We start from the raw sequence: 22,573 nt of genomic DNA on the forward strand, positions 1-22,573 counted from the left end.
TCCCCTGCCTCAGCTCTCGATGTCCAGCGCGTCCAGCTCCTCGTCGCTCATGTGCTCGACCAGGGCGATGCTTTCGAGGATCAGATCCAGCTCGCGCAGGCTCGCGTCCCCGGCCATGGGCAGGCGTGCGCGCAGTTCTCGGGCCATGTCGGAAAGGCGTGGTGCGTTGAAGACCGTTTCGGTCGGCAGTTCGACGCCCGCCCGCTCCTTGAGCAGGTTGATCAGCCGGGTGGCGAGCAGCGAGTTGCCGCCGAGCGAGAAGAAGTCGGTCCGTGCGGTCAGCGTGGCCGCGTCGACCTGGAGGACGTCGGCCCAGGCCTGCGCCATGACCTGCTCGGCGTCGGTGCCCGTGCCCGCGTCGGCGGGCGGTACGGGTTCCTGTGCCCTCGGCTCCGGTACGGCCGCCCGCGGGTCGCGTCCGACCCAGTAGGCGCCCGCCTCGAACGCGGTGGCCGGCAGGGGCACCAGTCGGGGCCGCCCGGTGTGCAGCGCGCTCCACGGCACCCGGGTCCCGCACACCCACAGGGCGGCCAGTTCCTCCAGCGCGCGGTCCTCGGCGAGCGCGGTGAGGAAGGCCTCGCCCCGGGCGCCGGACAGGACGGAGCTCCAGGGTCCCGGCTCGTCGTCGGCGTTGCCCCGGTGGACGGGGACGGTCGTGGGCGTGCCGGCCACATGTGCGGCGAGCGCCTGGGCCAGTTCGGTGCGGTCGGCGGCGACCACGGCGAGCCGCTCGGGCAGCGCCTCGCGGCCCAGCTGCGTGGTGTACGCGATGTCCGCGAGGCTCACGGTGGCGTCGGCGGCGTCCTCGTCGGGCAGGTCCGCCAGGTGGCCGAGCAGGCGCAGTACCGCCGTGTGCAGGCGTTCCTCGGTCCGGGCGGAGACCACGACGACCTGCGGCGCGGTGTCCGGGGCGACGGTGGGGACGGCGGCGGCGGTCGGCGGTGCCTCCACGACCATGCTGACGTGACTGCCGCCCGCCGCCACGCAGTTGATGAGGGCACGGCGGGGCAGGGGCGGGCCGTCGGGGTCCGTGCCGCCGCGCGGCTCCCAGTCGGTCAGCCGGTCGCACAGTTCGAGCGGCGAACCGTCCAGGTCCAGGCGGGGGTTGGCGGTGCCGACGTCGACGAGCGGTGCGATCTGGCCGTGCTGCAGCTGGAGGACGACCTTGGTGAGCTGGGCGATGCCGGAGGCCGCCTCGGGGTGCCCGAGGTTCGACTTCACGGCGCCGACCGGCACCGGGGCGGTGACACCGGCGAACACCTCGCGCAGGGCGCGCAGTTCGACCTCGTCGGAGAACGCGGTGCCGTTGGCGGCGGATTCGACGTAGCCGATGGAGCCGGGTTCGGCGTCGGCCCGCTCCAGGGCGTGCCGTACGGCGGCGACGTGGGTGCGGTGGCTGGGCGCCATGAAGCCGCCTGAGCGGCCGCTGTGCAGCGAGGCGGTGCTCTTGATGACGGCGTGCACGGTGTCGCCGTCGCGCAGGGCGGCCGCCAGCGGCTTGAGCAGGACGGCGCCGACCGCCTCGGCGGGCAGGTAGCCGTCGCCGTCGCGGAAGCTGCGCGCGCCCGGGTGGGTGCCGAGCAGCTGCATCTCGGAGAGCGCGACGTACTTGTCCTCGTGCACGGTCAGGTTGACCCCGCCCGCGACGGCCAGCTCGCACTCGCCGCGCAGCAGGTCGGCACAGGCGAGGTGGACGGCCATGGCGGACGAGGTGCACATGCTGTCCACGGCCAGGCTCGGACCCTCCAGGCCGAAGAAGTGCGAGACGCGGTTGGCGATGAGGTTGTAGGAGGCGGACGAGGTGAGCGCCGCGAGCACCGGTTCGGAGGCGTCCGCCCGATACATCTGGTAGGCGGCTCCGACGTACACGCCGACGCGCCGGCCGTAACGGTGCTCGATCACCTCCTGGGTGACGCCGCCCTGTTCCAGCAGGTGCCACACGGTCTCCAGGAACAGCCGCTGCTGCGGGTCCATCGCGGCGGCCTCGCGGGGCGAGATGCCGAAGTGCAGCGGGTCGAACCGGTCGATGCCGTCGAGGAACGCGCCGTATCGGGCGCCGCCGGCGGTCTCCCAGCGGTCGGCGGGGACCTCGGTGACGCAGTCCCGGCCCTCGCGCAGCGCTGCCCAGAAGGCGTCCAGGTCGTCGGCGTGCGGGTAGCGTCCGCCGATGCCGATGACGGCGATGTCCTGGTCCGCGGGGGGCGAGACCGGGGCGGGCGCGGCGGTGTTCGGCCGGGCCGGCTCGGGTACGGCGGTCCGCGGCCGGGGGGCCTCGGGCGCGGCTTCGCCGACGAGGGCGCGCAGCGCCTGCGCATGCTCGTCCGCGAGGTACCGCGCCAGCCCGCGCACGGTCCGCACCTCGAACAGCAGCGTGCGCGGCAGCGGGCCGAAGCTCTCCTCCAGCGGCTCGACCATGGCCACGGCGAGCACGGAGTCCATGCCGTACCGCTCCAGCGGTGTGTCGGGGTCCAGGCGCTCGGGCCCGAGCTTCAGGGCGGAGGCCAGCACGCGCCTGAGGTGGGCCACGGCCCGGTCCTCGACGGACCGCACGGATCCGCCGCGGGCCGCGGTGGCGGGCACGGGGGCCTGCGGTGCCGTATCCGTCGCGGTCGGCGCTGTCACGTTCTGCGGTGCGGCGGGTTGTGGTGCGGCGGTCTGCGGTACGGAGGTCTGTGGTGCGGAGGTCTGGGGCGCCGGCTCCTCGGTGCGCTCCGTCAGCCGGGTCAGCAGCGCCTCGCGGTCGCCCGCCACCACCAGCAGCCTGCCGTCCGTGACACCGCCCTCGGCCCCGGCCAGGGCCCGGTGCAGGGCGGCGAGGCCACGCCGCGTGTCGAGGGGGGCGAGGCCCAGGGCGCGCAACTGCTCGCGGACGGGGCCCTCGGCACCCATGCCGCCCTCGTCCCACAGGGGCCAGTTGACGGACACGGTACGGCCACTGCGCCGACCGGCGCTCACGAGCCGGTCGCGGTGTCCGGCATAGGCGTCCATGAAGGCGTTGGCGGCCGCGTAGTCGCTCTGGCCGGGGTTGCCGAAGGCGCCGGCGAGGGACGAGAAACAGACGAACACCTCCAGCGGCTGCGCCTGGGTCAGCTCGTCGAGGTGGACCAGTCCGGCGACCTTGGGGGCGAGGACCCGGTCGAGTTCCCCGGGGCCCTTGCGGACGACGAAGTTGTCCTCGACGACCCCGGCGGCGTGCAGCACGCCGGTCAGCGGGCCGTGGTCCACGTTCACCCGGGCCAGCAGGGCGCCGAGCGCTTCCCGGTCGGCGACGTCGACGGTCTCGTACTGGACGGTCAGGCCGGTGGTGCGCAGGTCCTTCAGCGTCGCGCGCCGCTCGTCGGTCAGCGGCGAGCGCCCGGCGAGGACCACCGTGGCGTGCGCGACCGAGGCGGCGATGTCGCGCGCGACGTGCAGGCCGAGCCCGCCCAGGCCGCCGGTGATGAGGTAGACGCCGCCCTCCCGCCAGGGCGCGGCGGCGGGCCGGGCGCCGGTGACCTCGGTGAGGCGGCGGACCTGACGGCGGCCGGCGTGGTGGCGTACCTCGGGCTCGGGGTCGGCGGTGGCCTCGGTCGCGAGGCGGGCGGCGACGGTGGCGGGCGAGGCGCCGTCCAGGCACTCCAGGTACTGGGTGTGCAGCTTGGGGTTCTCCAGGTGGGCCGTGCGCAGCAGCGCGCCCAGGCCGCTGAAGCAGGCCAGCCGGTCGCCGTCGCCGACGGCCGCCACCTGGAGCAGCGTGGGCCGTCGCACGCCCTGCTCCAGCAGCCGCCGGGTCAGCGTGAACACCTCGTGCACGGCGTCGACGTACTGGCGGTCCAGCGGTGCGTCCGCCGGTTCGAGGAAGGTGCACCCGGTCCCGGCGGGCAGGGCGGCTCGCAGGGTGTCGCGGTCGCCGTCGGTGAGCCGACCGAGCAGGACGACGTGCCGTTCGGTGAACGGCTCGCCGGGCACGGCCGGTGCGCCGGCCCGCTCGGCCCGCTCGGCCCGCTCGGTCCACTCGGGTCGCTCGGGTCGCTCGGTCCACTCGGGTCGCTCGGTCCACTCGGGTCGCAGCAGCACGACGTCGGGGCTGTCGCCGTCCGGGGAGCCGGCGGCCGGTGCGGGCCGGTGCGGCGCGCCCTCGGTGTCGAGGTCGTACCAGCAGCGTTCACGGGCGAAGGGGTAGCCGGGCAGACTGATGCGGCGCACGGTGCTGCCGGTCGGCCAGGCGTCCTCCCAGCGCACTTCGGCGCCGTCGGCCCACTGCGCGAGCAGGTCCTCGTGCGCTCCCTGCCGTGTCCAGGCGTCCAGGGCGGTGCGCACCGCCGGGGCGTCGGCGGTGCGGTCCGGGCGGACGGCGCCGCGGTGCCAGCGGCCGCTCGCGGCAGGGGCGGCGGCGAAGGCGGCGAGCCGTTCGCGGGCGTCGGCGAGGCTGTTCGCGGCGAAGGCGAGGCGTTCTTCCAGCGCGATGCGTCCGGTCTGCAGGGTCCAGGCGACCGCGGGGAGGTCGGCGTCGGTCGCCTCGCTGAGCCGGGCGTGCAGGCGGCGGGCCTGTTCGGCGAGCTGGCCCTCGCTCTTGGCGGAGAGCACGAGCAGCGCGGGGCGGCCGTCGGCCGGGGCGGCTGCGGGCCGGGCGGGCGGCTGGTGCTCGGCGATGACGACGTGGGCGTTGGAGCCGCCGCCGCCGAAGCTGGAGATTCCGGCGACGCGTGGCAGCGTGCGGCCCTCCAGCACGGGCCGCCGCCAGGGCTCCAGGGTGCGCTGGACGTGCAGCGGGGTGCGGTCGAAGTCGATGTGGGGGTTGAGGGTCGTGGAGTGCAGGCTCGGGACGAGCTCGCCGTGGCGCATCTGGAGCAGCACCTTGGTGATGGCCGCGATGCCGGCCGCGGACTCCAGGTGCCCGATGTTGGACTTCACGGAGCCGATGGCGAGCCGCTCCGGCGCGCCGCCCGCACGACGGAAGGCCTGCTGCAGGCCGGAGACCTCGATCGGGTCGCCCAGGGCGGTGCCCGTGCCGTGCGCTTCGAGACAGCTCAGGCTGCGCGGGTCGACGCCGGCGGCGGTGAGCGCGTGGGCGATGACCTCGCCCTGCGCGACCGGGGTGGGCACCGAGTAACCGCTGGTGCGTCCGCCGTGGTTGACGGCGGTGCCTTTGATCACGGCGTGGATCTGGTCGCCGTCGGCGAGGGCCCGCTCCAGCGGCTTGAGCAGGACGGCGCCGACGCCTTCGCCGGGCACATAGCCGTCGCCGCCCTCGCCGAAGCTGCGGCACCGGCCGTCGCTGGAGAGGAACTTGCGCTGTCCGAGCACCAGGTGCTTGTTGGGGTGCGGGGTGAGGTTGACGCCGCCGGCGAGCGCGGTGTCGCACTGACCGCTGCGGATGGCCTCGCAGGCCAGGTGGACGGCGGTCAGGGAGGAGGAGCACATGGTGTCCACGGCCATGCTCGGGCCGTGGAAGTCGTAGAAGTACGACACGCGGTTGGCGACCGTGGAGGCGCTGCCCCACAGGGCGTCGGGTCTGCCGCGCTCCTGCGCCTGGGCGCCGAGGAGCTGGTACTCCTGGTACATCACACCGACGAACACGCCGACCCGGGCGTCGCGCGAGAGCCGGTCGGGGGTGTATCCGGCGTCCTCCAGGGTGTGGTGGGCGCACTGCAGGAACAGGCGTTCCTGCGGGTCGAGATAGTCGGCCTCCAGCAGGGATATCTGGAAGAACAGCGGGTCGAACCGGTCGATGTCGTCCAGGAAGCCGCCCCAGCCGCCCGCCCCGGCCCCGGCGTACCGGCCGTGGTCCCAGCGGCCGGCCGGGACCTCGCGGACGCAGTCGCGGCCCGCGCGCAGGTTCTGCCAGAACTCGTCCAGGTCGGCGGCCTCGGGATAGCGGCCGCTCACGCCGATGATCGCGATGTCGCCGGGACGCACGGCCTCGGGCTCGGCCGGCTGCTCGGCGGCGGGCAGCGGGCGGCTGGAGAGCCCGGTCAGCTCCACGCACACGCGGCCCTGTTCGTCGACGACGGTGACGTCCAGTCGGGCGGAGTCCCGGTCGGCGCTGCTGCCGGGCCGGTGGCGGATCCACGCGTGCGCGGTGGCAGGGGTGGCGGCGAGGGCCTCGGCGCGGGTGAGGGCGAACGGCAGGGCGAGCGCGGCCGAGCCGCCGTCGCCCAGCCACAGGCCGATGGTGGCCTGGAGAGCGCCGTCGAGGATGCTCGGGTGCAGCAGGCCGCCGTGCAGCGGTTCGGCCGCCTCCGGCAGGCGCAGTTCGGCGAGGACCTGACGGCGGCCCTCCGCGTCCGTGCCGGTGCGCAGTTCGGTCAGGGACCGCTGCGAGGGGCCGTACTCCAGGCCGAGGCCGCCGTAGAGGCCGTAGACGTGCTCGCCGGAGTACGTCTCCTCGGTGCAGGCGGCCCGCAGCTCGGTGAGGGGCAGCGTCCGCCGGGTGCGCCGGGTGGCCTCCTCGGCGAGGCTCGCCCGGCCCTGGCCGCACAGGGTGGTGGCACCGTCGGGGCCGACGGCGAGGACCTCGTATGTGCAGCCTTCGCCGCCGGTGCCCACGCGCACGCGCAGCGTCAGCCCGTCGGGGCCGTACAGGGCGGCCCGGAGCCATACGACATCGGTCAGCCGGACGGCGGCGGCATCCTCCCGGCCCAGTGCCCGGGCGACCGCGACACGCGCCATCTCCAGCTGCGCGACCCCCGGCAGTACCCGGCCGCCGCGGACCTGATGGTCACGCAGATACGGTTCCGAGCCGTCGAAGCGGGTCTCGTACGTCACCTCGTCCGCCGGACCGCCGGGCACGGTCCGCTGGAGCAGCGGGTGGGTCTGCGGGGCGGAGGTGCTCGGCGAGTCGCCCTGGGCCGCGGGCGTGTTCCGGACACCGTGGGCGTCGACGAGGTGGGACGCCATGGCCTGCAGCGTGCGGTGCTCGCCGAAGACGCCCGGGTTCAGCGCCAGCCCGTACCGCTCGTTCACCCGCTCGGAGAGCCGCGCGCGCCCGCCCAGGTCCAGCCCGAACTCGCTGAGTTCCGCATCGGGGTGCACATCGGCGGGGTGCGCGCCGAGAAGAGCCGCCACCTCTTCGACGAGGGCGGTGCACACGAGAGAGAGGGCGTCGGCGTCGGGGATACCCAGGGCGGGCGAAGCGGGGGCCTCTCCGGCCGGAGCCTCGGCGGCGGGAGCCCCGGCGGCTGGAGCCTGCGCGGGGACGGTCGGCGCGGCGGAAGCGGGCGGCGTGGCGGGGACGCTCGGCGCGGCGGGCGCGGGCGTGACCGGCGCGGCGGGAACGGCGGACGCGGGCGTGACCGGCGCGGCGGGAACGGCGGACGCGGGCGCGGCCGGCGGTGCCGCGACGGCATCAGCACTGGTACCAGCACCGGTACCGGCACCGGCACCGGTGGGCAGCTGAGGCTCCAGCCATGCCGCGAGCTCCGCGATCGACCCGTGCTCGAACATCACCGTCGGCGACAACTCCACCGACAGCCGCCCCTCCAACTCCCCCACCAACGCCAACAGATCGGCCGACCCCAGCCCCAACTCGTAATACCCCAGGCCCACATCCACCGCATCCGCAGACACACCGAGCCGAGCACCCACCAGCTCCCGCAGCACAGCGGAGACGGGCAGGGAACCCAGCACCGGCGCGGCGACGGGAGTGGGCACGGCCGCCGGCGCGGTGGGAGCGTCGCCACGGACGTCGAGCGCGCCGGCCGCCCGGATGCGCTTGGCGACGAACTGCCCCACCTCGGCGACCTTCTGGCCTGCCTCGTCGTAGAACTCCACGACCAGACGGATGAGTTCGTCGTCGCGGCGGACGGAGTCGGCGGGCACGCGGACGTAGCAGCGCCCGCCGAGCGGCCCGGCCGCGCGGAACCGGTCGAACATCAGCGGGAGGTAGAGGCCGGGGCCGTCGTTGTCCCCGTGCAGCATGCCCAGGGCGACACCGCCGCCGAGGAGCCCGGCTTCGAAGAGGGCGGGGTGGAAGAGGAACGCGCCGGTGGTGGCCTGGTGTTCGGGGGCGAGTTCCAGCTCGGCGATCCAGTCGCCGGGACGGTGGTGGACCGCGCCGCCGAGCTTCATCAGGCCCGAGTGGAGGAGGTCGTACTCCCGGCACCAGGTGTAGATCTCGTCCATGGTGGTGCGCCGGGTCGTCCCCTGGACGGGCAGCGGGAGCCGCTCCGTGAAGGCGACGGGGCCGCGGTGGTGTGCGGTGACGACGGCGTGCACGACGTCGGTGGTGTCCTGGGCGCGGCGGCTGCGCACCTCGATGCGCCATCCCCCGCCGGCTGCGGGGCGCCCCTCGACGGTGGTCAGGACGGCCTCACCGGGCCCGGCGACGAGCGGCGCGAGGATGGTGAGGTTGCGCAGCTCCACCTCGGTCATGGGGTGTCCGTGCCGGGTGAGCACCTGGAGCACCAGGTCCACGTAGCCGACACCGGGCAGCAGGCTGCGGCCGTACACGACGTGCCCGCTCAACAGGGGGTTGTCGGCGGTGACGGTAAAGGTCTCGGTGAACGTGGGCAATGCGGTCATCGGTTTTCCGTCCCAAAGAAGGCGCGCGAAGATGCCCGAGTGTGCATGGCGCGAACCGGGGATTCGTTTACGGGCAGGGGAGGGCGACGGCTGTCAGAACGACGCGTCGCTTTGCGCGCCGAGCCGTCCCACGAGATCTCGTTCAGCCGGCAGGGCGGCCAGGTCTCGCAGGGCTCCGGGAGGCGTGCGCTTCTCCGGGCGTCGATGCCCACGGAAATGCAGTCGGCAGTCCCGTGCCACCGCGGCCGCACGGTATCCGGGGCAGTGCGTCAGCAACGGCCGCGCACTCCTCGGCGAAAAGTTGAATGTCCGCGTCGTCGTCGAATGTCTCTGCGGACATCACGTCAGCGGTAAGCACGTACTCGATCACGGTTCCCCCGAACCCGGTTTTCCAGCTGCTTGTCAGGCGGTCAGCGAGAAACGCTCACCGATTTCCCGTGCGCCGACATCACATGGGTGCGGAAATACCGGTCGAGTTCGCGGTCGAGTTCCACAGAGTCGTGATGCGGGACGACGGCGGCGTTCTTCGGGTTCCTGGCGCGGGCCATCTGGAGCCGCTCAACGTCGTAGACCGTGCTGGCGGTCTCATTGAGGTACGGAACGTGCTCGATGCGCCTGGTGGGTCGCGCCGGTCCGGCGTGAAGGTCGCGGTACGGTCTGCCGCCGCTGCCGCCGCTGTCGCCGCTGCCGCCGCTCGCGTGGTACAGCGGGATGTTCTTACAGAACCCGTTGCCTAAGTCGAGTTCGGTACAGCCGAGTATGTGCGAGCGCATGCGTATTCCCCCCGGTTTCGATTGCGCTTTTCGGTTGCGAAATGGACTCACACAAGCGGCACCCTGGCCGGGCGGAGGCTGCGCTGTCCCATATCGGTCAAGTTCTCCTCGATGAAGGCGAGGCAGTCCGGACGGCTTACGGCGTCCGGTCAACCTGCCATCCAGGGAGAACGCCGACTGCGGCGGGCACAATCACGGGGATACAGCCCCAACCCATGCGGTGTGCGGCTTCCCCGTCTCGCTCCCCCAATTCGCTTCGAGAGCTTAGGTTGACTTGATCAGGAGCGTCAACCACCTCTCGAGGATCGCATAGCTCGATTCTTCGGCCCGGACTCACTGCCCAACAGCCTTCCCTACCCGGGGAAAGAGGAAACCGGAAGCCGTCCATACCGGTATTGGCCCTGACCGGTCGGGGCCCTTGGCCACAACCGGACTCCCACTGCGGCGTCGGCCGCGCTCGTAACGATGACGCCATGTGCGCCCCAACCTTTCACCGAGGCAAGTCTCTGGTCTGGACATAAGCCGTCGGGACCGGACCGTCTGATCCGTGTTGTCCATTCAACATTCAACTTCCGGCACCTGAAGCCACGGAACGCGGAGAACTCCGGCGGCGGCCGAGCACATCGTCGGCGGGGCACAGGTCCTCGGCCAGGGTCAGGCCCAGGTCGTCGAGTTCGCGCAGTGCCGCGGCGGCCTCGGAGGCGGTCCGAGTCGGCCGCCGACGACCCGCTCCACGGCACCCGCGAACTCGCCCGGCGCATCGCCGACAGCGACCCGACCGCCCTGCACGCCGTGCGCCAGGCCGCCACGGAGATCGGCGAGGTGGTGGCCATGCCGGTCCACATGTTCGATCCGCGCACCGTGGTGCCGGCCGGACCGCTCAGCGAGCTCCGCGACGACCTGGTCTCGGCGGTGCGCGCCGCCGTGTACCAGCGCGCACTGCCGCCGGCCACCCGCAAACCGACCATCACCGCGACCCAGCTCAAGGGTGGCTCCGTACTGCACGGCGGCATCGCCCTCGCCACGCAGGACGTGTTCAGCCCGGCAGGGATCGCACGGCTGCTCGCCGATGAGCCGGGCCCGGATCAATAGCCCGGACCGGATCGCCGGGCCAGGACGATGACCTGAGATGACAGCCATCTCTTCCGGAGACGACCGGGCCGGATCTCGAAGGCGTCCTGCTATCTCGCCTTCCCCGGTCCGGGGGCTCCCGTGCGCAGGCCGTCCATGACGATGTCCAGGAGTCGTGCGGTGCGGGACTGCCAGTCCCCCTGGCGGTCGATCTGCCAGATGCCGGCGATCGCGAGGACGAAGTCGTCGGCGGTCACTTCCGGGCGGATGGTCCCGGCTTCGTCGTTGGCACGGAGGAGGAGTTCGATCGCGCCGACCACGAGCGAGTAGCCCGGCTTCTGCGGACCTCCCGTCGCGCTCGTGGCCTGGCGCAGCGCCTCCCCCAGGCCCGCCTTGGCCGTGGCGTAGCGGGCAAGGCGGTCCATCCATTCGCGGAGAGCCCGGTCGGGCTCGCGAACCTTCAGCAACTCGGCCGCGCCGTCGACGAGTTGTTGCACCTCCTGGCGGTGCACCTCCAGGACCAGCGCCTCGCGATCGGGGAAGTGCCGGTAGAGCGTGCCCTGCCCGACGCCCGCCTTCTTGGCGATCGCGCTCAGCGGGACGTCCGCGGAGCGGGTCAGCTCTTCGAGGGCCGCCTCCAGGATGCGCTCGCGATTGCGCTGCGCGTCCGAGCGCTGCGGGGCCTCACTCCTCGACTCCACTGGTTCTCCTCCTGGACCCCATAGCGGACAGATGTCCATTTGGGGCCACCTTAACGGGTGGCGAACACCGGCCCGGAAGCCCTCCGCCGTCAGGTCGTCGATGCGGCGCTGCCGCCCGTCGTGGGCGGCAAGGGGCGGCGGCGGCCGGTCAGTCGCTGATCACAGGGCTGCGGCGGATCCACTCGCCGCCGTGTGCCGCCCCGTGCAGGAAAGCGGCGACGTCCGCCCGGCTGATCGTCGGGTTGCCCTTCATCGGCAGCCGGTCGCCCGCGCTGAACGCGCCTCTGGCCGGGGCGTGGGTCAGCCTGGTCGGGAGGACCACGGTCCAGTCCAGCTCGGTGGAGCGGATGTGCTCGTCGGCGATCGCCTTGTCCGCGTAGATCGACCGCAGCAACGTGCGGTAGATCGCCTTCTGCGTGGTGCTCGACCAGGCGAAGGTGTGGCCGACGCCGAACGACGACAGCCACACCAGGCGGGAGACGCCGGCCCCCTCGGCCGCATCGATCACGGCTGCCGCGGAGCGCGTGAAGAGGCTGCCCGCACGCACGGACGTGCCCACGCCGAGGGCGGACACGACGGCGTCCTGCCCGGCCATGGCGGCGGCCATGTCGCGTTGTGCGGTGGCGTCGCCGGTGATCGGCGTGATCCGCCCGGCGAGATCGTCCAGGGCCGCGGGGTTGCGCACCAGGGCCGTGACCGTGTCGCCGGATCGCAGGGCCAGGTCGACGAGGTGGCGGCCGGTGGGACCGGTCGCGCCGAGGATGAGCAGTTTCATGGCAGCAGAGGTCTTCCGTGCGGAGGGGCCGTGGCGCCGGCCGACCGTGATCGGTTCACGACGACACACTGAAACGGACAGCTGTCCGCTACGGGGAAAATTAGCGGACAGCTGTCCGTTTCGCAAGACGGGGCGACGCCTGCCGGCCCGACCGACCCCGGCCAGCCCGGCCGACCCCGGCCGGCCGCGTCAGCCCCACCCGGCCGCCTCAGGCCTTGCCGAGCAGATCCGCCGGAAACGCTCCCGCCGCCACCGCGGCCTTGGCGAACGTCGCCCCCAGAGCCGTCAGGCGGGCCACGCCCTCCGCGCCGAGGTGCTCGTACGGAGCCCGGTCCAGGCGGTCGGTCTCCTGCTCGATGTCCTCGCGGAGCGCCACGCCTCGCTCGGTGAGCTCGCCGGCGCCGTCCAGCAGCCCGCGGTCCCGCAGGCGGGCCGTCGCCGCGTTCCAGTCGTCCAGGGTCCAACCACGGGTGGTCACCACCCACTTCGGCGTCATGCCCCTGCCCGTGGCGGTGTGGGTCACCAGCGCCTCCAGCCCGTCGAGGCCCGCGGACATCAGCACGGCCAGGTGCCCGTCGCCCCGGTGCTCGCGCAGCAGGGTCGCCCCGTGCCAGAACGCGAGGTGCGGCTCGTCGGGGACGGGAAGGTCGGCGTGCGCCGAGTACAGCGGCCGGGCGCTGCGCCCGCAGGCCTCGACGGCGCGCAACGCCAGCCGTGCGGCCTCCGCCATCTCCGCGGACGCCAGGACCTCCTCGCCCAGCAGCCGCCGCAGCGTCGCGTCGACGGCACGCGCGCGTGCCGCGAGCACGTCCGCGGGGGTGGCGATCGACCACACCGCGGGCACGTGCCGGGCCACGAGGTCGTGCTGGTAGTTGTAGAAAGTCGCCGTCACCGCGCCGGCCCCGACCGCCCCCAGCGCGGCCGCCCGCGCGGCGAAGTTCACGGCCTGGGGATGGGTGATCCCGAGAGCACCCAGCTCCCGTCCCAGTTCGGGCGCGAAGTAGTGCGTCGCGTGCAGGGAGTTGAGGGGGTGGTTACAACGTCGACCGGCGCGCGGCTCGAGGGCAGCAGTAGTCATGCCCAGCAGGTTACCGACCGGTCATTACTCCGCCGCTCGCGGTTCGACGCCCTTGCCCACGCTCTGGGCGAGGTCCAGGTCGGTGTGCAGCAGGTTGTGGTCCGAGTGCTCGGTCGGGTGCACACCGTGCTCGAGCGCGACGACGCCTCGCAGGAAGACGTAGTCGAACTTGCTCTGCCAGTCGGTGGTCGGCTCGCAGGTTCCGGTGGTCGGGGGATGACACTTCGGGTCCGTGTCCGCGGCCAGCTCCCACATCCCGGTGAGCTCGGAAGCGTCCGGCACGGCGTTGAAGTCGCCGAGAACGATCGCGCGGTCGTGCCGGGCGACGGCCGCGGCGAGTACGCCGACCTGGCCCGCTCGGACCGACTCCTGACGCCGTTCGGCGAGGTGCGTGTTGAAGACCCGGACGGAGCGGCCGTCCACACGGGTGGTGACTGCCATGTACCCACGGTCCTCGGATCCGCCGTCGGGGTATTCGACCGTGACCGGGTCCGTCATCGGCGCCGCCGAGAGGAGCGCCTGGCCGTAGCCCCCCGGACTCCACGGCGCTCCCCCACAGCGGCCCCAGTTCTGCAGAACCGTCCCGTACTCGACGTGGTAGACCAGCCCGTAGCGGTCCTTCAGGTAGTCCCGGATCCGCTCGACGTCACGCACGCACGCTTCTTGCAGGCCGATCACCTGGGGCGCGTACGTGGCGATGTCCGCCGCCCGGTCGGCGTTGCTCTCCTCGCAGGGGTTGCAGATGTTCCACGTCATGACCCGGTTCGGCACGACGTCCCGGACGGCGTCGACGGGCGGCGCCCCGGCTCGGGGCGCGCCGCTCGGCGCCCTGGAGCCGACGAGCACCACGCAGGCCACGATCGCGGCGCCCACGAGCAGCCGCATGTCCTTTCCGAGCACCATCGCCTCCCAGGAGTGGATGCACGTGGCATCCGACGTCTCCATGGACGAGGTTATGGGACGGAGTTGTGAACGACGCATGCGGTGTGCGGGCCCCGGACCCGCCCGGCGCGGGGCGGCTTCAGTCGTCCTGCCCGAGTCCGCGATCGGGTGCGCTCATGTCCCCTGTGCGGGGCGTGCCTTCGGAGAGCCCGTAGCGCAGGTACACGGTGCCCTTCGGACTTGCCGCCGGCGGTTCGAGGAGCGTGATGTTCGTGGGCACCGCGCCACCGTCGAACACCTTCTTCCCGACGCCGAGCACGATCGGGTGCACCCAGAGGTCGAGACGGTCGAAGAGCTTCTCGCGCAGGAGGGTCTGTACCAGGTTCAGGCTCCCGACGACCTTGATGTGCTTGTGCCGGTCACGGATCTCGCGCACCGCGCCGGCCAGGTCCGGGCCGAGTTGCGTGGACCCGGCCCATGAGAGGTCGGGCCTGCCGCGGGAGGCCACGTACTTCGGGACGCTGTTGAAGAGCGTGGCGATCTCGTTGTCCTCGCCGCCCTTCTGGTGCGGCCAGTAGGCGGCGAAGATGTCGTACGTCCGCCGGCCGAGCAGGAGGGCGTCCGTGCCTTCGTAAGCGGCGCCGATCTGCGCCCCGGCGACCTCGTCCAGCAGGGGCGCCTGCCAGCCGCCGAACGGGAACCCCGCGGGGTCCTCGTCGGGGCCGCCGGGCGACTGCCCGACGAGGTCGAGGGTCGCGAACAGCTCGATGTCGATGAGGCCCATGGCTACTCCTGATGAGTTGGTCGTCCCGGTCGGTAGGTAGACCTGTGGGCGTCGGCAAACTCATCGGGACGCCGCACCGGCACTCCCGTTCACGATGGATCACAGGCCGCGTCCACGCCGGGTGGCCGCCCGGTGTCCGGCGTCGCCGCAGGTCAGCGGCCTGTCCATGCCGTCCGATGCCGACGTCCGGCATTTGGACGACGATATTGCGATATTGACGGGTCAAGGAAGTGATCCGTACGATCGCGAGTGGCATTGAGTGTCAGCGTCAAGCCCTGGCTTGCTGACCGGCAACCCTCCTCCGCGGTGGGGTGCTCCAGGTGAAAGCCCGGCGGGGTCGACGACCCTGCAAGCGCGCGGCCCCGGCACCGGGGCCTGAGAGGGGAGGACCACCGTGCGGATCGACTGCAGTCTGAGTGCCTCTCTCGCCGCCGCGGCGGCGTTCTCCGGACTCTCGCGCCGGCGCCACATCGATCTCCAGCGCTTCGCCGGCTGTCTGTGTAGCACCTCCCTGTAGCCCCTCCCCAGCGCCTCCCGACGGCTCGTCTCCGCACGCCCGTGTGCAGCGGCTGACCGGACGTCACCTCCGCGGCCGACGTCCGCCGTCGGCGGCTCCGGCGATCCCACGCCTCCCTCCCTTCCTCCCCTTTCCTTCCTCTTTCCCCTCGCAGTCGACTTCCCCTGCGTCGCCCTGCCCGGACGTTCTGAACGGGCACGTGCGCGACGGCTTCGGAGTAGGAGAACCATTCCGTGATAGCGCGTACGGATTCCCGGCCCACCCGGTGGGCGGCCCTCGCGGTGCTCGTGACGAGCGGCGTGCTGCTGAGCGCCTGCTCGGCGGGCGGCGACGGCAGTTCGAGCAGCGGCGGCGGCCAGGCCCGCTCCGGCGGCACGCTGACCTTCGCCGTCGGGTCGGACGCCGGCTGCGTCGACCCCCAGCAGGTGGGCAGCAACGACACGATCTACTCGCTGCGCCAGATCGTGGACTCCCTGACCGACCAGGACCCCAAGACCGGCAAGATCGTGCCCTGGCTCGCGAAGAGCTGGGACATCAGCGCGGACGCCACGACCTTCACCTTCCATCTGAGATCGGGCGTCACCTTCAGCGACGGGTCGGCGCTGACCGCCCAGGTGGTCAAGGACAACTTCGACGCGGTGCCGAAGCTCGGCGCCCTGGGCACGCTGGCACAGGGGTATCTGAGCGGCGTGGACAGCACGACCGTGGTCGATCCGCTCACGGTCCGGGTCACGTTCAAGCAGCCCAACGCGCAGTTCCTCCAGGCGACGGCGACGCATTCGCTGGGCATCGAGTCGTCGGCGAGCGTGCGGAAGAGCCCGCAGGACAAGTGCAGTCAGGGCGTGGTCGGTTCCGGGTCGTTCGTGTTGAAGGACTACGTGCAGAACCAGTCGATCGCCCTGGCCAGGCGCGCCGGGTACGCGTGGGGTTCCGCGCTGTGGACCAAGAAGGGCGAGGCGTACCTGGACAAGCTGGTGTTCAAGGTGGTGCCGGAGGCGGGTGTGCGCACCGGGAGCCTCCAGTCCGGGCAGGTGGACGCGATCAGCGGCGTCGGCAGGTCCAACGAGTCGGCGCTGAAGAGCGGCGGCCAGGTGGACCTTCAGCAACGGGCCAATCCCGGGGTGGTGTTCAACCTGGGGCTGAACAACTCCCGGCCGGCGCTGAAGGACGTCAGGGTACGGCAGGCGATCTCGTACGCCGTCGACCGGCAGCAGGTCGTGGACACCGTGTTCCCGACCGGTACCGAGCCCGCGACCAGCATCCTGGCGCACACCACCCCCGACTACTCCGACCTCGGCGCGGAGCTGACCCTGGACGCGGCGAAGGCCAAGTCCCTGCTGGACTCGGCGGGTTGGAAGACCGGCGGCGACGGCATCCGGGTGAAGGACGGCAAGAAGCTCAGCCTGACCGTCTCGTGGTTCCCCAACGCGGCCACGAATCAGCCCTCGCTGGAGCTGATCCAGCAGCAGCTCAAGGCCGTCGGCATCGGTGTGGTGCTCAAGCAGCTGCCGGTCACCCAGTTCGCGCCGACGCTGCAGTCCGGTGACTTCGATGTGGTGTGGGGCAATGTGACCCGCGCCGACCCGGACATCCTGCGCAGCTCGTTCTCCACCCGTCTGGCCAACTTCTACCAGCTGTCCGCCGGCCCCCTGGACACCGCGCTGAGCGAGCAGGCGGCGACGGCCGACACCGCCGAGCGGAAGCAACTGGTGGTCCAGGCCCAGGAGTTGCTCGTGCGGAACGCCTATGTCGTCCCCGTGGTGGAGCTGCAGACCCAGCTCGGGGTGTCGAAGAAGGTGCACCGTCTCGACTTCGACGCCTCCAGCCGGATCCAGCTGCACGACACCTGGATCGGCTGACGGCCGCCATGCGTCTCTATGTCGTCAAACGCGTCGCGCAGGCGATCGGCGTGCTGTGGGCGGCCTACACGGTGGCGTTCCTCGTGCTGGACTTCCTGCCCGGTGACCCGGTGTCGGCGATGGCCGGCGCCGGAGCGGACACCGGGCAGGTCGATCCGGCCCAACTGGCCGCGCTCCGGCATCAGTACGGCTTCGACAAGCCGGTGCTCGCGCAGTACGCCGACTACCTGGGCCGGGCGGTGCGCGGGGACTTCGGCGACTCGATCTCCACCGGCCGGCCGGTGACCTCGAGCCTGGCGGATGCGCTGCCGGGGACCCTTCAGCTGACCGGGGCGGCGCTGCTGCTCGCGGTACTGGGCGGCGGCTCTCTCGCGGTGCTGGCGACCTACACCAGCCGGCGGTGGCTGCGGCAGCTGCTGCTGTCGTTGCCCCCGCTGGGGGTGTCGGTGCCCACGTTCTGGGTCGGACTGCTGCTGGTGGAGCTGTTCTCGTTCCGGTTGCGGCTGTTCCCGGCGTTCGGCAACGACGGGTTGCGCGGTCTGGTGCTGCCCGCGGTGACCCTCGCGATCCCGACCGGCGCGCTGGTCGCTCAGGTGCTGTCCAAGAGTCTGTTCACGGCGCTGGACCAGGCCTATGTGGAGACCGCGCGGGCCAAGGGCGCCGGGCGGCTGCGGATCCATCTGCGGCATGCGCTGCGCAACGCCTCGCTGCCCGCGCTGACGGTCGTCGGACTGCTGGCCGGTCAGCTGATCGCGGGGTCGGTCGTCGTGGAGACGGTGTTCTCCCGCGACGGCCTCGGCCGGGTGACGGCGGCCGCCGTCACGGTCCAGGACATCCCGCTGGTCCAGGGGGTCGTGGTGTTCGGCGCGGTGATCTTCGTCGCCGCCAATCTGATCGTCGACCTCGTCTATCCGCTGCTGGACCCGCGGATCGTGGTGGCCTCGAGCAGGAACAGGAAGGTGAGTCCGGCATGAGCCAGACCCTCGCCGACGGCGTCTTTGCCGATGACCGCTCCGCCGACGCCACGCTCGGCACGGCGCGGCCGGTCGGACCGGGCGGCGACGCCCGGGTGCTCGGGCGCGGCGCCGGACCGCGGCGGTTCCTGCGGTTCCTCGTGCGCCGCCCCGGCCTGGTGGTCTCGGTTCTCCTGCTGGTCCTGGTGGTGCTGGCCGCGTTCTGGCCGGGGCTGTTCACCTCGCGGGACCCGCTGCAGGGGGTGCCGTCGGAGAACTTCCGCGGCCCGAGCGGCGCGCACTGGTTCGGCACCGACGAGCTGGGGCGGGATGTGTTCTCCAGGGTGGTGCACGGGGCACAGTTGTCGCTGAAGGCGACCCTCATCGCGGTGGCGGTCGCGTTCGTGGTCGGCGGGCTGATCGGCCTGGTCGCCGGGTTCGTGGGCCGCTGGGTCGAGGACGTGCTGATGCGGTTCGTCGACGTGCTCCTCTCGATCCCGGCGCTGTTCCTGTCCCTGGCCCTGGTCACCGCCCTGGGCTACGGGACGGTGAAGGTGGCGGTCGCGGTGGGCATCGCCAGCGTCGCCCAGTTCGCGCGGGTGACCCGGGCGGAGGTGCTGCGGGTGCGGCAGGCGGTCTTCGTCGAGGCCTCGCGCTCGTGCGGGGCGCGCTGGTACTCGGTGCTGGGCCGGCATGTGCTGCCCAACGCGGCGGGCCCGGTGATCGTGCTGGCCACCCTCGACTTCGGCGCCGCCATCCTCGCCGTGTCGGCGCTGAGCTTCCTCGGCTACGGGGCTCCGCCGCCGGCCCCGGAGTGGGGCACGTTGATCTCCGAGGGCCGTAACTACCTGGCCAACGCCTGGTGGCTCACGGCGCTGCCCGGACTGGCGATCGCCGCGACGGGGCTGGCCACCAACCGCCTCGCGCGAGCCCTCGACGGCGAATGGTCCGGGCAGCGATGACCGGCCCGGTGACCCACGGGAACGAGAACGAGCGAGAGACGGGCGCAGCCGTGACGAAAGAGGCCGTTGCCGAGGACGCGCCGCTGCTGGAGGTGCGGGGCCTGTCGGTGTCGTACCGCACCCGCGGCGGCATCGTGCAGGCGGTGCGAGGGGTGGATCTCGACGTCCGGCCGGGCGAGGTGACCGCGGTGGTCGGCGAGTCCGGATCCGGCAAGAGCACGACCGCCCACGCGATCATCCGGCTGCTGGCGGCGAACGGCGGCATCGACGCGGGCACGGTCCGCTTCGGCCGGCACGACCTCACCGCGCTGTCCGAACGGGAGTTGCGCACGGTGCGCGGGGCGCAGATCGGCCTGGTTCCCCAGGATCCGACGGTCTCGCTCAACCCGGTGAAACGCATCGGCGAACAGGTCGCCGAGGTGCTGCGCATCCACGGGCTCGCGACCCGCCGCTCCGCGCCGGCGGCCGCCGTCGAGATCCTGGACCGGGCCGGGCTGCCCGACGCGGCGACCCGGGCCCGGCAGTACCCGCACGAACTGTCCGGCGGGATGCGGCAACGGGCCCTGATCGCCGTCGCCATCGCGGCCGGGCCGAAGCTGATCATCGCCGACGAGCCGACCAGCGCCCTGGACGTGACCGTGCAGCGGGTCATCCTCGACCGGCTCCAGGAGCTCACCGAGGAGTCCGGGACCGCGGTGCTGCTGGTGACGCACGACCTCGGTGTCGCCGCCGACCGGGCGCGGCGGATCGTGGTCATGTCCGAGGGCCGGGTCGTCGAGACCGGTCCGACCCGCGACGTCCTGGACGACCCCCGGCACGAGTACACCCGGCGACTGCTGGCCGCCGCCCCCAGCCTGACCACGGCTCGTCCCCGGGCGGCCACGGCCCCCGGGCCCGCCCCCGCCTCCGGGCCGGCGCCGCTGGTCGAGGTCCGCGGCCTGGTCAAGGAGTTCCGGCTGCCCGCCGCCCGCGGCTCGGCCCGCTCGCTGCGCGCCGTCGACGACGTCGGCTTCACTCTCCACCGCGGCCGGACGCTGGCCCTGGTCGGAGAGTCGGGCTCGGGGAAGTCCACCACCGCCCGCATGGTGCTGCGGCTGACCGACCCGACCTCGGGTCGGATCCTGTTCGACGGCGTCGATGTCACCGCCGCCCGTGGCGCGGAGGCCCGACAGCTGCGCCGACGGGCCCAGCTCGTCTACCAGAACCCGTACGCCTCGCTCGACCCGAGGTTCTCCATCGGCGAGGTGATCACCGAGCCGCTGCGCGCGTTCAAGGTCGGCGACCGCGCCTCCCGGCTCGGCCGGGCCCGGGAACTGCTCGACCGCGTGGCGCTGCCGGCCTCGGTGCTGGACCGCCGCCCGGCGGAGCTCTCCGGCGGACAGCGCCAGCGCGTAGCCGTCGCCCGGGCCCTGGCACTCTCGCCGGACCTGGTCGTCTGCGACGAGCCGGTGTCCGCGCTCGACGTCTCCGTCCAGGCCCAGGTGCTCGATCTGCTCGCCGAGCTCCAGGCCGACACCGGGGTGGCGTATCTGTTCATCTCGCACGACCTGGCCGTCGTACGGCAGATCGCGCACGAGGTCGCCGTCATGAAGGCCGGGCGCATCGTCGAGACGGGCACCGCCGACGAGCTGTTCGCCCGCCCCGCCCACCCATACACCCGCGAACTGCTCGCGGCGATCCCCGGCCGGCAGCACGCCGCGGCCGACCGCGAGCACCGGCCATCGAAGGAGCACGCATGACCCTCCAGGACACCCCCGCAGACCTGCACGCCTTCACCCGCGACTGGGAGGAGTGGCACCGCGGGCAGGAAGCACGGCTCGCCGCCCCGCACGGCTTCCTCGCCGTCACCGGTCTGCACTGGCTCGGCGAGCGGCCCGAGCGCTTCCCGGACGCCCCGGGCGCCTGGTCGACCGGGGCCGACGGGGTCGTCGTGGTCCTCGACGACCTCCTCGACGACGGCCCGGAGCTGGTCGTCGACGGAAACCCGGTCCGGGGCGAGCACCGCTTCGGCGTGCTGCCCGAGCGCGGCGGGGTGAACGCGGTCTGGGGCGACTCGGTGATCGAGGTCGCCAAGCGCGGCGGGCACGACATCCTCCGCCCGCGGCGCCCCGACGCCCCGCTGCGCACCGCCTTCACCGGCACGCCGGCCTACGCGCCGCACCCCCGCTGGTCCGTGACCGGCCGTTACACGGCCTTCGACGAGCCCCGGCCGACGACCGTGGGCGCCGCGGTCGAGGGCCTCGAACACGTCTACGACGCACCGGGCCGGATCGAGTTCGAGCTGGACGGACGGGAGCTGGCGCTGACCGCGTTCCCCGGGCACGCTCCGGGCAGTCTGCTGGTGCTGTTCACCGACGCCACCTCCGGTGTCACCACCTACGCGGCGAACCGGGCCCTCGCGCTCGACCCGCCCGCCGCCGACGGCACGGTCGTCCTGGACTTCAACCGGGCCACGAACCTGCCCTGCGCCTACACCGACCTGGCCACCTGCCCGCTGCCGCCGGCCGAGAACCGGCTGCCGGCGGCGATCGAGGCCGGCGAGAAGCTGCCCCGTGAGCGGGGCGGTTCATGAGCGCCGCGCCCCGCGTCGGCGCCTCCCGCCCCACCGCTCCCCGGATCGACTCGCTGGCCTTCCTCACGCCCGGCAACTTCGCCGACGACGACCCGTACACCGGGCTGGAGGAGACGCTTCAGCTGTTCGAGTACGGCGAACGGATCGGCTACGACGGCGCCTGGATCCGCCAGCGGCATCTGGAGCACGGCGTCGGCTCGGCCGCGGTGTTCCTCGCCGCGGCCGGTCAGCGCACCGAACGGGTCGAACTGGGGACCGCGGTCATCCCCATCGGATACGAGAGCCCGTTCCGGCTGGCCGAGGACCTGGCCCTCGCCGACGTGCTGTCCCGCGGCCGGCTCCAGGTCGGCTTCAGCACCGGCATGCCGCACGCCGAGCTCCTCGGCGACCTGGTGTACGACGGGGACTGGCGTGCCTTCGACCTGTCGTACGGCAGGATCGCCCGTGTCGTCGACAACCTGCGCGGCGACCATCTCGGCGGACCCGACACGGTGATCCAGTCGCCGGGCAACACCCAGCGACCGCGGCTGCAACCGCACGACCCCGGTCTGGTGGACCGGATCTGGTACGGCGCAGGCAGCCTGCGCTCGGCCCGGTGGGCCGCCGGGCAGGGACTGAACCTGCTCAGCGGCAACATCGTCACCGGCGAGGGCACCGACGACTTCACCACGGCCCAGCTCAACCTGCTGGCCGAGTACCGGCGTTCGCTCCCCCAGGACCGGCCCTCGCGGGTGGCGCTCGGTCGGGTGATCGTGCCGTTCGACAGCGCCGACGCGAACACCCGGGCCCGGTACCGCAGTTACGCGGCCGACCGGCACGAGCGCACCCTGGCGCCGAGGGGGCCGAAGCGGACGCTGTTCGCCCCGGACGTGGTCGGCACCGCCGAGCAGATCCTGGAGCAGCTGACCGCGGACCCGGTGATCGCGGCCGTGTCCGAACTGCGCCTGGAGCTGCCGTACGAGTTCCGCCGGGAGGACTACGAGCAGATCCTGTACGACGTCCGGCACCTGATCGCGCCCGAGCTCGGCCGGCAGCCCGCGACGGCGCAGTTGCAAGGGAGGGTGTAGCGCAACGACGCGCCCTCAACACGCCTTTGCCGAAAGGCTGTTGAGAGGATCCCCTCAAGCACTTCTTAGTTTAGGCT

At 72.6% G+C, this 22,573-nt stretch carries 15 protein-coding genes and 1 riboswitch; of the genes, 8 read left to right on the top strand and 7 right to left on the bottom strand.

What is annotated here, in order from left to right; genetic code table 11:
* Nucleotides 1-9: 9 nt before the first annotated feature.
* Together ACWD4O_RS37510 and ACWD4O_RS37515 are read right to left on the bottom strand one after the other, a co-directional pair.
* Nucleotides 10-8,502: an SDR family NAD(P)-dependent oxidoreductase gene (locus ACWD4O_RS37510; protein WP_451287057.1), complete on the bottom strand. Its 8,493-nt coding sequence runs from the start codon at nucleotides 8,500-8,502 to the stop codon at nucleotides 10-12.
* A 410-nt stretch (nucleotides 8,503-8,912) separates the two neighbouring features.
* The gene (locus ACWD4O_RS37515) at nucleotides 8,913-9,326 is read right to left on the bottom strand and encodes a hypothetical protein (protein WP_451287059.1); all 414 of its coding nucleotides are present in this window, start codon (nucleotides 9,324-9,326) and stop codon (nucleotides 8,913-8,915) included.
* Between the two features lie 630 nt (nucleotides 9,327-9,956).
* Here ACWD4O_RS37515 and ACWD4O_RS37520 point away from each other — a divergent pair.
* Nucleotides 9,957-10,367: an ROK family protein gene (locus ACWD4O_RS37520; RefSeq protein ID WP_451287061.1), complete on the top strand. Its 411-nt coding sequence runs from the start codon at nucleotides 9,957-9,959 to the stop codon at nucleotides 10,365-10,367.
* Nucleotides 10,368-10,456: 89 nt separating this feature from the next.
* Here the strand turns inward: ACWD4O_RS37520 and ACWD4O_RS37525 are convergent, their stop codons facing one another.
* The 5 genes from ACWD4O_RS37525 to ACWD4O_RS37545 form a co-directional block, all read right to left on the bottom strand.
* Nucleotides 10,457-11,047: a TetR/AcrR family transcriptional regulator gene (locus tag ACWD4O_RS37525; protein WP_451287062.1), complete on the bottom strand. Its 591-nt coding sequence runs from the start codon at nucleotides 11,045-11,047 to the stop codon at nucleotides 10,457-10,459.
* A 148-nt stretch (nucleotides 11,048-11,195) separates the two neighbouring features.
* Nucleotides 11,196-11,822, bottom strand: a complete 627-nt coding sequence (locus ACWD4O_RS37530) for an NAD(P)-dependent oxidoreductase (RefSeq protein WP_451287064.1) — start codon at nucleotides 11,820-11,822, stop codon at nucleotides 11,196-11,198.
* Nucleotides 11,823-12,030: 208 nt separating this feature from the next.
* Complete coding sequence (locus tag ACWD4O_RS37535; RefSeq protein ID WP_451287066.1) at nucleotides 12,031-12,900, bottom strand: SCO6745 family protein; 870 nt, start codon at nucleotides 12,898-12,900, stop codon at nucleotides 12,031-12,033.
* A 24-nt stretch (nucleotides 12,901-12,924) separates the two neighbouring features.
* Nucleotides 12,925-13,845 (bottom strand): endonuclease/exonuclease/phosphatase family protein, encoded by a 921-nt coding sequence (locus ACWD4O_RS37540; RefSeq protein ID WP_451287068.1) that lies wholly within the window; start codon nucleotides 13,843-13,845, stop codon nucleotides 12,925-12,927.
* A 76-nt stretch (nucleotides 13,846-13,921) separates the two neighbouring features.
* Nucleotides 13,922-14,566 (bottom strand): dihydrofolate reductase family protein, encoded by a 645-nt coding sequence (locus ACWD4O_RS37545; protein WP_451287070.1) that lies wholly within the window; start codon nucleotides 14,564-14,566, stop codon nucleotides 13,922-13,924.
* Nucleotides 14,567-14,817: 251 nt separating this feature from the next.
* Nucleotides 14,818-14,927: riboswitch (SAM riboswitch) on the top strand.
* 33 nt (nucleotides 14,928-14,960) lie between these two features.
* Between ACWD4O_RS37545 and ACWD4O_RS37550 the strand changes: the two genes are divergently transcribed.
* The 7 genes from ACWD4O_RS37550 to ACWD4O_RS37580 all read left to right on the top strand — a co-directional run bounded on the left by ACWD4O_RS37550 (nucleotide 14,961) and on the right by ACWD4O_RS37580 (nucleotide 22,496).
* Nucleotides 14,961-15,083 carry a putative leader peptide gene (locus ACWD4O_RS37550; RefSeq protein WP_451287072.1) on the top strand — a complete coding sequence of 41 codons (123 nt, stop codon included), beginning with the start codon at nucleotides 14,961-14,963 and terminating at the stop codon, nucleotides 15,081-15,083.
* A gap of 233 nt (nucleotides 15,084-15,316) precedes the next feature.
* The gene (locus ACWD4O_RS37555; protein ID WP_451287074.1) at nucleotides 15,317-16,942 is read left to right on the top strand and encodes an ABC transporter substrate-binding protein; all 1,626 of its coding nucleotides are present in this window, start codon (nucleotides 15,317-15,319) and stop codon (nucleotides 16,940-16,942) included.
* An 8-nt stretch (nucleotides 16,943-16,950) separates the two neighbouring features.
* Nucleotides 16,951-17,916 (top strand): ABC transporter permease, encoded by a 966-nt coding sequence (locus ACWD4O_RS37560; RefSeq protein WP_451287076.1) that lies wholly within the window; start codon nucleotides 16,951-16,953, stop codon nucleotides 17,914-17,916.
* Nucleotides 17,913-18,857, top strand: a complete 945-nt coding sequence (locus ACWD4O_RS37565) for an ABC transporter permease (RefSeq protein ID WP_451287078.1) — start codon at nucleotides 17,913-17,915, stop codon at nucleotides 18,855-18,857. Before ACWD4O_RS37560 ends, ACWD4O_RS37565 begins: the two co-directional genes overlap by 4 nt.
* The gene (locus tag ACWD4O_RS37570; RefSeq protein ID WP_451287080.1) at nucleotides 18,854-20,596 is read left to right on the top strand and encodes a dipeptide ABC transporter ATP-binding protein; all 1,743 of its coding nucleotides are present in this window, start codon (nucleotides 18,854-18,856) and stop codon (nucleotides 20,594-20,596) included. The genes ACWD4O_RS37565 and ACWD4O_RS37570 overlap by 4 nt, the downstream gene beginning before the upstream one ends.
* Nucleotides 20,593-21,429, top strand: coding sequence for a DUF1684 domain-containing protein (locus tag ACWD4O_RS37575; protein WP_451287082.1), 837 nt, complete (start codon nucleotides 20,593-20,595; stop codon nucleotides 21,427-21,429). The genes ACWD4O_RS37570 and ACWD4O_RS37575 overlap by 4 nt, the downstream gene beginning before the upstream one ends.
* Nucleotides 21,426-22,496, top strand: a complete 1,071-nt coding sequence (locus tag ACWD4O_RS37580; RefSeq protein WP_451287084.1) for an LLM class flavin-dependent oxidoreductase — start codon at nucleotides 21,426-21,428, stop codon at nucleotides 22,494-22,496. Before ACWD4O_RS37575 ends, ACWD4O_RS37580 begins: the two co-directional genes overlap by 4 nt.
* Nucleotides 22,497-22,573: the final 77 nt, after the last annotated feature.

It is taken from the genome of Streptomyces sp. NPDC002623, assembly GCF_053592635.1.

Coding starts and splice junctions, on each gene's coding strand:
- ACWD4O_RS37580 (WP_451287084.1), top strand. CDS start 21,426: ATGAGCGCCGCGCCCCGCGTCGGCGCCTCCCGCCCCACCGCTCCCCGG.
- ACWD4O_RS37575 (WP_451287082.1), top strand. CDS start 20,593: ATGACCCTCCAGGACACCCCCGCAGACCTGCACGCCTTCACCCGCGAC.
- ACWD4O_RS37565 (WP_451287078.1), top strand. CDS start 17,913: ATGAGCCAGACCCTCGCCGACGGCGTCTTTGCCGATGACCGCTCCGCC.
- ACWD4O_RS37535 (WP_451287066.1), bottom strand. CDS start 12,900: ATGACTACTGCTGCCCTCGAGCCGCGCGCCGGTCGACGTTGTAACCAC.
- ACWD4O_RS37545 (WP_451287070.1), bottom strand. CDS start 14,566: ATGGGCCTCATCGACATCGAGCTGTTCGCGACCCTCGACCTCGTCGGG.
- ACWD4O_RS37530 (WP_451287064.1), bottom strand. CDS start 11,822: ATGAAACTGCTCATCCTCGGCGCGACCGGTCCCACCGGCCGCCACCTC.
- ACWD4O_RS37510 (WP_451287057.1), bottom strand. CDS start 8,502: ATGACCGCATTGCCCACGTTCACCGAGACCTTTACCGTCACCGCCGAC.
- ACWD4O_RS37570 (WP_451287080.1), top strand. CDS start 18,854: ATGACCGGCCCGGTGACCCACGGGAACGAGAACGAGCGAGAGACGGGC.
- ACWD4O_RS37540 (WP_451287068.1), bottom strand. CDS start 13,845: ATGGAGACGTCGGATGCCACGTGCATCCACTCCTGGGAGGCGATGGTG.
- ACWD4O_RS37560 (WP_451287076.1), top strand. CDS start 16,951: ATGCGTCTCTATGTCGTCAAACGCGTCGCGCAGGCGATCGGCGTGCTG.